Origin of the sequence: Bacteroides sp., from assembly GCF_052357945.1 — a bacterium.
Taxonomy (GTDB): Bacteria; Bacteroidota; Bacteroidia; order Bacteroidales; family Bacteroidaceae; genus Bacteroides.
In genome coordinates, this window is the sequence record NZ_DAWCXD010000203.1 from 1 (window position 1) to 6653 (window position 6653).

5 protein-coding genes and 1 tRNA gene are annotated in these 6653 nt (G+C 39.7%); 4 read left to right on the forward strand and 2 right to left on the reverse strand.

Annotation, left to right across the window (positions count from 1 at the left end; translation table 11 throughout):
* Positions 1–226 precede the first annotated feature (226 nt).
* Together ACT8YW_RS21180 and ACT8YW_RS21185 are read right to left on the reverse strand one after the other, a co-directional pair.
* Positions 227–655 carry a DUF2867 domain-containing protein gene (locus ACT8YW_RS21180; protein WP_004295997.1) on the reverse strand — a complete coding sequence of 143 codons (429 nt, stop codon included), beginning with the start codon at positions 653–655 and terminating at the stop codon, positions 227–229.
* Positions 656–793: 138 nt separating this feature from the next.
* Positions 794–866: transfer RNA gene (locus tag ACT8YW_RS21185), tRNA-Gly, on the reverse strand.
* 776 nt (positions 867–1642) lie between these two features.
* On the opposite strand from ACT8YW_RS21185, the gene ACT8YW_RS21190 reads away from it, so the two are divergent.
* Genes ACT8YW_RS21190 through ACT8YW_RS21205 form a run of 4 tightly spaced genes read left to right on the forward strand, consistent with a single transcriptional unit; the run spans position 1643 to position 6423 of the window.
* Positions 1643–3055 carry a TolC family protein gene (locus ACT8YW_RS21190; protein ID WP_444107064.1) on the forward strand — a complete coding sequence of 471 codons (1413 nt, stop codon included), beginning with the start codon at positions 1643–1645 and terminating at the stop codon, positions 3053–3055.
* Positions 3056–3061: 6 nt separating this feature from the next.
* Positions 3062–4048, forward strand: coding sequence for an HlyD family secretion protein (locus ACT8YW_RS21195; RefSeq protein ID WP_195359624.1), 987 nt, complete (start codon positions 3062–3064; stop codon positions 4046–4048).
* A gap of 22 nt (positions 4049–4070) precedes the next feature.
* Complete coding sequence (locus ACT8YW_RS21200; RefSeq protein WP_004306085.1) at positions 4071–5255, forward strand: ABC transporter permease; 1185 nt, start codon at positions 4071–4073, stop codon at positions 5253–5255.
* Positions 5239–6423, forward strand: coding sequence for an ABC transporter permease (locus ACT8YW_RS21205; RefSeq protein WP_444107065.1), 1185 nt, complete (start codon positions 5239–5241; stop codon positions 6421–6423). Before ACT8YW_RS21200 ends, ACT8YW_RS21205 begins: the two co-directional genes overlap by 17 nt.
* Positions 6424–6653 lie beyond the last annotated feature (230 nt).

Here is a 6653-nt window from a genome sequence, read left to right on the forward strand (position 1 = left end):
TACCACTGTGAGTAGTTTTCACTACGTTTGGTAAGGTCTTTCAGTTCTTTTGCCATTATATTTTTCTATTTAAAGTTTTCTTGAGTGTTAAAACAGGGTGCAAAAATACGAAAAATGCATGAACTGCCCTATTCTTCATGCATTAATTTTCTAAAGTCATGTACTTCTATATTACATATCTCATTTTTCATATTCGTTATATCGTTGCATCCGCGACTGTGCTTGTTCAGCATAGCGCTTTTTTGAGAACTAAAGGCACTATGACCCGATGAAAAGGTTTTATACAAAAGAAATAAGCCTTTCCTACCCAATTATGGTATTTTACTAATGTGGTAACCTCAATCATTTGTTTTCCTGTTTCCAATGGCGTAATGAAAATATCGACATAAAACAATAAATGTTTATCGTCTTTTCTCATAATTGCTTCTTGCTTGTCTTCCTCTATAATAAGTTCTTCACTTTCAATAGCTTTAGTTTCTATACCGAAAGGTTTGACTAAACAGGCCCTTATTGCATACAACATTCGGAGCCAAGCGGGGTTATGAGCAAAGACTTTTAAAATAATATCTTTAGGAGACAAACGATTTTCTGTAACTTCTATGGAAAAACTGTCACTGTAATCTACGGGGAGATATTTCTCTATTTTCTTAGCCATATTGGTTATTCAATTAGGGTTATTCTACAATATGTTCAGTTTAGGTTTCGTCCGATAATAGATAAAACCATAGAAAAGGGGGCTTGAAAAATAAAAAATCAGGCAGTTTATTTAAGATAACCACCTGATTTTCAAAAGAGCGGTAAACGAGGCTCGAACTCGCGACCTGCGGCTTGGGAAGCCGCCGCTCTACCAACTGAGCTATTACCGCATATTTACTGCATTTCTCGACTCAAAAGCCTTATGAAATGGTGATGCAAAGGTAAACATAATTTTTATATCTCAAATAAAATCGCAGAAATTTTAATGCAAGAAAAAAGAGAAATCAAAGCCTCTTCAATTCTTTTGTTTTGATGAAAAACAACCGGATATAAAAAAACGCATATTAGTAGCCCGTATAATTAAAAATATACAGATTGACGATAGTCGCTATAGAAAAAACTCCAGGATTTCCGGTTAATAAGATTCAGATATAAACTATTTTAGTGAATAATCTATCACTAGGTTCTAAATAGAGAATGAATATTGAATATGTGAGAATAAAGTTGCTTATATTATTTCAAATTGACAGATTTAGTTTCTAGCAAAATAAATAAGATTTAGAAACAAACAGGTACTTTATGGGCTATTTGGTAGCTTCCTTTTAAAGGGAGAACACGCTTCTCACCGACCAACGGTTGGTTCCATTTAAAGGAACAGAGCTTTTCCTTTAAAGAAACAACTCCAATATGCATTTATATTTTGTATAATCAAGTAGTTTATATCCATTAATAACACGCTTATTGCATATACTTGCATTATTTTATGCATCATTTTTTCTATCTGATAGAAATGATACAAACGTGATTCAAAGAGAAGATGAAAAATAGAACATCTTATAAAAAAGCGTTGAAACCTTCTTTTGTTGTATTGCTATATTCTTTCTGATGAACAAACCTCTCTTTTCATCTGTTAGAATATCTCAAATTCAGATATAACCTAACCAGTATGAAAAAAAATAAGCGACTTTTTATACTATTGACTTTGTATTTTTCCATCGGTCAGATAGATGCACAGATACCATTAAGTTTCGAAGAATCACTGCATCTGTTGAATCAAGGAAATCAGAGTCTGAAAATAGCAGATAAGAGTATTGAGATTGCGAAGGCTGAACGTGATAAGTTGAATGCTTTTTGGTATCCCAGTCTTCAATCTACAGGTGCGTTTGTACACATGTCGGAGAAGATCGAAGTCAAACAGCCTTTATCGCAGTTTACCGATCCGGCTAAAGACTTTGTACATTCCATTATTCCGGATGACCAAATCATTTCGTCTATACTGGATCAAATTGGGGCAAATACCCTTATATTTCCTTTGACTCCAAGAAATCTGACAACTGTTGATTTATCAGCCGAGTGGGTACTCTTTTCCGGTGGTAAACGCTTCCGTGCCACCAACATCGGAAGAACGATGGTCGACTTGGCATGGGAAAGTCGGGCACAGGTATCGGCCAATCAGCAAAATCTATTAGTTGAAAGTTATTATGGGCTTCGACTGGCACAACAAATTGTGACGGTTCGTGAAGAAACCTACAACGGATTAAAGAAACATTATGAAAATGCCTTGAAGTTAGAGGCGGCAGGAATGATTGACAAAGCAGGCAGGCTTTTTGCCCAAGTAAATATGGATGAAGCCAAACGTGCACTGGAGGCTGCGCGAAAAGAAGAAACAGTAGTGCAAAGTGCCTTAAAAGTTTTGCTGAATAAAAAGGATGCAGATGCCAATATTATTCCTACCTCTCCCCTTTTTATGAATGATTCATTGCCACCTAAAATGCTATTTGATCTTTCTGTAAACAGTGGGAACTATACACTCAACCAATTACAGCTGCAGCAGCATATTGCCAAACAAGAAGTGCGGATTGCCCAAAGCGGTTATTTGCCGAATATAGCCCTTTTCGGAAAACAGACCTTGTATTCGCATGGCATTCAGAGTAATTTATTACCGCGCACCATGGTAGGCATTGGTTTTACATGGAACCTCTTTGACGGACTGGATCGTGAAAAAAGAGTGCGGCAATCGAAATTAACGGAACAAACTCTGGCTTTAGGGCAGATGAAAGCCCGTGATGATCTGGCTGTTGGGGTAGATAAGCTTTACACGCAGCTGGAAAAGGCACAGGATAATGTAAAAGCTTTAAATGCAACGATTGCCTTAAGTGAGGAATTGGTACGCATCCGAAAGAAATCATTTACAGAAGGGATGGCAACTTCTACCGAAGTTATTGATGCTGAAACCATGCTTGCCAGTGTAAAAGTGGCTCGCCTGGCAGCATATTATGAATATGATGTGGCACTAATGAATCTACTCTCGCTTTGTGGCACACCGGAACAATTTGCAAACTATCAACCTAAACCGTAACAAACAATGAAACCAACTAGTAAAACCCTATCATGGGCTTTTGTCATCATTCTTCTGGCTGTCGGTATTTTCACCGGCCTGGGAGTTATATTAATGCATAAACAGCCGCTGGTCTTGCAAGGACAAGCTGAAGCAACAGAAATCCGTATCAGCGGGAAACTTCCCGGCCGTATCGACACTTTCTTCGTTCAGGAGGGAGACTGGGTACACCAGGGAGATACTCTTGTCGTCATTAATAGCCCTGAAGTACATGCCAAGTATCAACAAGTGAATGCCTTGGAACAGGTGGCGGTGCAACAGAACAAGAAAATAGATGCCGGAACCCGTCGTCAGATTGTAGCTACTGCACTGCAATTATGGAATAAAACGAAGAGCGATCTAACTCTCGCCCAGACAACTTACAACCGTATTCTTACTTTATATAAGGACAGTGTCATTACTTCTCAAAGAAAGGATGAAGTAGAAGCTATGTATAAAGCGGCTGTAGCAGCCGAACGTGCTGCCTATGAACAGTATCAGATGGCTGTAGATGGTGCACAAAAAGAAGATAAAGCGTCTGCTGCCAGCATGGTGGATGCTGCCCGAAGCACAGTGGATGAAGTCTCGGCTTTGCTGGTCGATGCTCGGTTAATCGCTCCGGAAAACGGTCAGATAGCAACAATCTTCCCTAAACGTGGAGAGTTGGTTGCACCGGGAACTCCCATTATGAATTTGGTGGTGATGGATGATATACATGTTGTTCTTAACGTGCGGGAAGACCTGATGCCGCAATTTAAAATGGACGGAACATTTGTTGCGGACGTGCCCGCCATCGGTAAAAAAAATATTGAATTCAAAATCTATTATATTAGTCCGCTAGGCAGTTTTGCTACCTGGAAATCAACCAAGCAAACCGGAAGTTATGACTTACGTACCTTTGAGATTCATGCCCGTCCAACCCAAAAGGTGGATGACTTGCGTCCCGGCATGTCCGTGTTATTGACTTTAGATTAATCGACATCAAATAAACCAGAGAATGGATGAATCACAAACATATTCCCCTTTTCGTTCCGTACTGCTCAGAGAGTGGCGGCGAATGACTTCACGGCGCCTTTATTTTGGTGTCTGCATTGTCTTGCCATTGTTCACCCTTTTCTTTATGGCTACGATTTTTGGTAACGGACAGATGGAAAACATTCCTATCGGTATTGTCGATCAGGATAATACTGCTACTTCCCGGACGATAGTCAGGAACATTTCTGCCGTACCAACTTTTAAAGTGACAAAGCATTTTGTAAATGAAGCAGCTGCCCGTGAATCTGTGCAAAAGAAAGAGATTTATGGATATCTTTCCATACCTCCCCAATTTGAACAGAATGCGATTACCGGAAAGAATGCAACACTCTCCTACTATTATCATTATGCATTAATGTCGGTAGGTGGTGAGTTGATGGCGGCATTCGAAACTTCCTTAGCTCCGGTGGCTCTTTCTCCTGTGGTGATGCAAGCGATGGCACTCGGAGTAGAACAGGATCAGATTACCACCTTTTTATTACCCGTACAGGCTAATAACCATCCGATATATAACCCTAGTCTGGATTATTCGGTATATTTAAGTCAGCCCTTTTTCTTTGTGCTGTTTCAGGTTTTGATTCTGTTGATTACCGTGTATGCGGTTGGCATTGAAATTAAGTTCCGCACAGCAGACGATTGGCTGGCGACTGCAAAAGGCAATATAGTGACAGCTGTTTTAGGTAAATTATTACCTTATACCATTATATATATACTGATAGGATGGTTGGCTAATTACGTCATGTTTGGTATTTTGCATATTCCTTTTCAGGGAAGTTGGTGGTTAATGAATATCATGACTGTGCTTTTCATCATTGCAACACAGGCTTTAGGGCTGTTTTTATTCTCGCTGTTTCCGGCAATATCGTTGGTTATAAGCGTAGTTTCTATGGTAGGTTCTCTGGGGGCTACTTTGTCCGGAGTAACCTTTCCGGTTCCCAATATGTATCCGTTGGTGAGGGATGCTTCCAATTTGTTCCCTGTCCGTCATTTTACGGAAATGATGCAAACCATGCTCTATGGAGGCGGTGGGTTTATCCATCTTTGGCCGTCGGCTGTGATACTCTGTATCTTCCCGTTGCTGGCCCTGTCGCTGCTTCCTCATTTAAAACGAGCTATAGAAAGTCATAAGTATGAAAACATTAAGTAAGTTACAACAGTTGTCATTCATCATTCATCGTGAATTTCTAGCTATCAGTACCAGTTATGCGGTTTTACTGGTGTTGATGGGAGGAATCTTCGTTTACGGGTTGCTCTACAATTATATGTATGCACCGAATATTGTAACCGATGTACCTGTTGCCGTAGTCGACAATTCGCACAGTGAATTGAGCCGTGATTTTATCCGTTGGCTGGATGCTACTCCTCAGGCAGAGATTTCCAGTCAGGCTATGGATTATCATGAAGCAAAAGAATGGATGAAAGAAGGCAAAGTACAGGGAATACTCTATCTGCCTCATGACTTTGAGGAACGGGTGTTCCGGGGAGATGAAGCCGTATTTTCCCTTTATGCAACTACTGATGCCTTCTTGTATTTCGAAGCTTTGCAAGGTGCTTCTTCACGTGTCATGTTGGCTATTAATGATAAATACCGGCCAGATGAAGCGGTGTTTCTTCCACCACAAGGATTGCTTGCCGTAGCTATGGCGAAACCGATTAATGTGGAAGGCACTGCACTCTACAATTATACCGAAGGGTATGGTTCCTATCTTATTCCGGCAGTCATGATGATTATAATTTTCCAGACCTTACTGATGGTTATTGGCATGGTGACCGGAGAAGAATACAGTAGTAAAGGAATCCGCGCATATACTCCTTTTGGGGATGGCTGGGGAGTTGCCATTCGTATAGTGGCAGGAAAAACGTCCGTGTACTGTGCTCTTTATGCCATCTTTGCCTTTTTTCTATTAGGCTTGCTCCCTCACTTTTTCAGCATCCCCAATATTGGAAACGGATTATACATTGTACTATTATTGATTCCATATTTGATGGCAACTTCTTTCCTGGGATTAGCTGCGTCCAGGTATTTTACGGATTCTGAGGCTCCCCTACTCATGATCGCCTTCTTCTCCGTAGGATTAATCTTTCTTTCCGGCGTTTCCTATCCAATGGAACTAATGCCTTGGTATTGGAAAGTGGCCCATTATATTTTCCCTGCTGCACCAGGCACACTCGCTTTTGTGAAACTGAATTCTATGGGAGCCAGTATGGCTGATATCAGACCGGAATATATAACTCTCTGGATACAGGCACTTATTTATTATACAATAAGTATATGGGTCTATAAGAAGAAACTGGAATCAAATTTGATTAGTTAAATTAACAAAAACAAAACATGCGCTAATTATAACATATAGCAAAAGAACACTTTCAGATAAATCAACTTCGCAAAGTAAATAATCAACTTTGGAAATAAAAATGTTTCTAAATAGATGTTTTCTTGTAGAATCTCTCCTATTTCTTTGCATTTGTCATTGCTTTTGTCTAGTTTCGTTAACTGTTATATTTATATGATCGTTAGAAGTAGTTTAAAAAACAACTGTTTATA